Origin of the sequence: Shewanella sp. SG44-6, assembly GCF_014164185.1 — a bacterium.
In the GTDB taxonomy this organism is placed as follows: domain Bacteria; phylum Pseudomonadota; class Gammaproteobacteria; order Enterobacterales; family Shewanellaceae; genus Shewanella; species Shewanella vesiculosa.
On the sequence record NZ_JACJER010000223.1, the window covers coordinates 1 to 3,262 of the forward strand.

Consider the following 3,262-nt stretch of genomic DNA (forward strand, 5'->3'; position numbering starts at 1 on the left):
GCTCGTATTGTCGAAGCTGAAGCCGAACGTCATGATAAAGCCATGCAACTAGTGCAAGCTATGCGTCACTTTTCAACCTTTGTATATGGTGTCAACCTGTGTAAAGAAGAAGCTGATATTGGAAACCTACTGCAATTTAGCTCACCTATTTATCGCTTAGAGTTGGCCATGGTTGGACGTTTATTTGCTCAAGATCCTGAGCTTTATGCCGATATCATATTTGCACAAGCTGGTAGTCAACATGCGATAAGTGATTATCTTGATAATTATCGTGATGCATTAACCATGTTGCAAACCGGAAATAGACAAGCCTTTGTTGAGCAATTTCAGCGAGTGGCGAAATGGTTTGGTGATTTTGCTCCTCAGTTCCAACACGAAAGTCGCGCCATGTTGCAATCTGTTAACGATATGAAAAGCAGTTAACTTGTATTTGGGGTACTAAACAGTTTTTAAATTTGTTTTACCCCATCATTATTGTTGTATTGAACAGTAGAAAACAAACAGATGCAGTGGTGTAGGGTTCGGTAAAATCACTTACTTTTATTTCTTTACTGTCTTTTTGTATTCCTAGTCGAAGTGAATTGCTGTTAAATGAAGCATTATTAATTAATCTAAATATTGCGAAATAGTGACACAAAGCTTATGTTTAACTAGCATCGTAGTGTAACAAAACCGTGTTAGCTCAGTAAAAGCAGTTGCATTTGGAGGATAACCCTATGTCGATGATGCCATCGAATACACTGCCTATTCAACAGGTTGAAGATAATTCCTTAGGGCATTTTCTTTATGGTTTAATGAGTGCCTTTCCATTGTTTTTTGTTCCCGTATTATTGAGCCTTTGGTTTAATTTGATCCAGAAAAATATTAATCCAGATTCTGTGCTAGGTAGTCATTTACGCTGGCAACGCATGAGTATAATCGGCCTGTGTCCATTTTTTATTGCCGGTTATTGGTTAAGTCCATTATGGTTAAGTTTACCAATGTACATCCTTGGTGTTAGTTGGTTTAGTTATCGTATTTTCAAAGGCTGGATCAGTCTTAATGATGGTCTTGCCGTTTAAGTAAAAGAAGCGACTAGTGAAGCAAAATGCCGAGATAACATCTCGGCATTTTTATTGGCTTGAGTGAAGGTCGGCTCAAGATAAAATAGTTGGATAACCTTTAACTCATAGTAGATGTTTTATTTTATCTGGTATAAGTCGTGGAGCAACTCAGCATATGACAACTGCGTTTGATGGATAATAATGATGCCATCGGCTTTTAGCTGTTTTACGGCAATCGCATTAGTGCTCAGCAGCGCAGCATTACTACTAAAACAAGTATTAACAATAACGGGTAAATGACTGCGTAATTTAACTTCAACTAGCCCCGCTAAATCGAGGCTTAACTGCTCAGGATGAGTAAAACTTCGCACTCCTGACTCACATAGGCCTAATTGTTGATTACCGTGGCTAAGGACCGTATCGGCGGCTTGTAGCCAATCGTCAACACTAGCCATGGTATTTCGCTCTAATATCACCGGCAAATTGACTGAACCAATTAAGGTTAACATGTCGGTGTTATACATTTGTTTACCGCTCAAAATCAACATGTCTGCTAATTGGCTTGCGATACTAAACTCTTGTTCATGATCTACTTGCATTATGCATACTAAACCGGCTTGCTCAATCACTTGTGCATGCTGTTTTAGCTCTTGTTCATTCAGTTGTTGCTTTAAATCGTTGAGCAAAATAGCTTGAAAACCTGATTCTTTGATAATCTTAGCTTGGGTGGCTAGTTCGGTATTATCTATCGGCAAATTAATTTGCTGTAATGCGCTAAACTGTCCGGCACCTATTTGTAAATGTTGACAAAATAACTGAGTGTCTTGTGATTTATAGTCGCGTGAATGCTTTGCTTGGCTATTGGGTAAAGCCTTGATTGGTTGTTGTTTTGAACTGCCTGGTTCAATCAATAGCTGGGCTTGCGATAGCTGGGTTGGTTTAACCGTTTCACAGGGGTAGCAGCCTAATACTTTAATAAAACGGGTAAGGCGTTCTAGCTCTTTAATCGCTTGTTGAACTTCTGCTGTGGCTAAGTTGCCATCAATGTCGAGATAAAACATCTCTTCCCATGGCGTTCCTGGAATAGGGCGAGATTCTAATTTGCTCATATTCAAGTTATGCGCTTTAAGAACCAGTAATGCCTCTACTAATGCACCAGGCTTTTGTCCTGTTGCCATGATTAAGGTGGTTTTAGCGGGTAATTGAGACGGTACTGCAGAGGCTTTGCGGGCGACAACGATAAACCGACTTTGGTTAATCTTTTGGTTTGCTAAACCTTGTTCCATTGCAATCAGTTGATATAAGGCTCCGCCTTCTGCACTGCCTATTGCTGCGACAGTGTTATTCTTCGCTTCGATAACTTTTGTCATTGCCTCAGCACTACTGGAGCAATATTCAAGTTTAATATTAGGATGTTGGCTTAAATAACGACTACATTGGCTAATTGGCTGCGGATGCGCATAGATAGTTTCTATATCAGCTAGCTTACTGTCAGGTTTCGTGAGTAAACAGTGACTGACTTCAATGGTTGTTTCGCCGACAATCGATAGCGTTGTATGTTGCAGCACGTCATACACTTCATTGATAGATCCTGAAGAGGTATTTTCAATCGGCAGAAAGCCGTAATCAGCATGACCAGATTCGACGGCATTAACGATGTCATCAAAACTTTTACAGCCAAAATCGAGCATTTCTACTTGGCGACGAGAGCAGTAACGGCTAGCTGCTAAGTATGAATAAGAGCCTCTCGCTCCTAAATAAGCCACAGTATATTGTTGTTTTTGAGTGTCTGGATTTGCTCTGCCGTGAAGATAGGTTTGTTGAAATAACACTGAGTCTTCAATAATACTTTGATAAAGGGAGATGACAAAGTGAGCATCAAGACCTTGTTCTCGACCTTGTAGCACGAGTCTTTCGAGCAGTTCTTTTTCTCTTTGGGTGTCTCGTATTGGCCTAACATCAATTTCTTTACTGCGAGCTACATTTAAGCTTAATTGGCGGCGTTTAGATAATAACTCTAATAGCGCTTTATCAAGAGCAGTGATCTGTTCGCGAGTTTGACTTAACGCGGGTGGTTTTTGCATATAGACCTCAAAATTAAAAGGCGTACCGAAAAGCATGATCTATCGGATTGTGCGCAAAGGCGAAGTGCGGGTAAACAAAAAACGCATCAAGCCAGAATATAAATTACAAATCGGAGACATCGTTAGGGTTCCGCC

The 3,262-nt window shown here is 40.2% G+C and carries 3 protein-coding genes and 1 pseudogene; 3 read left to right on the forward strand and 1 reads right to left on the reverse strand.

The features are described from left to right. Window positions 1-423, forward strand: a 423-nt coding sequence (locus H5185_RS21465; RefSeq protein WP_182743162.1) for a prephenate dehydrogenase dimerization domain-containing protein, incomplete at its 5' end; no start/stop codon positions are given. A gap of 293 nt (window positions 424-716) precedes the next feature. Next, window positions 717-1,061, forward strand: a complete 345-nt coding sequence (locus H5185_RS21470; protein ID WP_124017124.1) for a hypothetical protein — start codon at window positions 717-719, stop codon at window positions 1,059-1,061. A 119-nt stretch (window positions 1,062-1,180) separates the two neighbouring features. Here the strand turns inward: H5185_RS21470 and pheA are convergent, their stop codons facing one another. Next, window positions 1,181-3,127: a prephenate dehydratase gene (gene pheA, locus H5185_RS21475; protein ID WP_182743164.1), complete on the reverse strand. Its 1,947-nt coding sequence runs from the start codon at window positions 3,125-3,127 to the stop codon at window positions 1,181-1,183. Window positions 3,128-3,134: 7 nt separating this feature from the next. On the opposite strand from pheA, the pseudogene H5185_RS21480 reads away from it, so the two are divergent. Next, window positions 3,135-3,262 (forward strand): annotated as a pseudogene (locus tag H5185_RS21480) (S4 domain-containing protein); the annotation flags it as partial.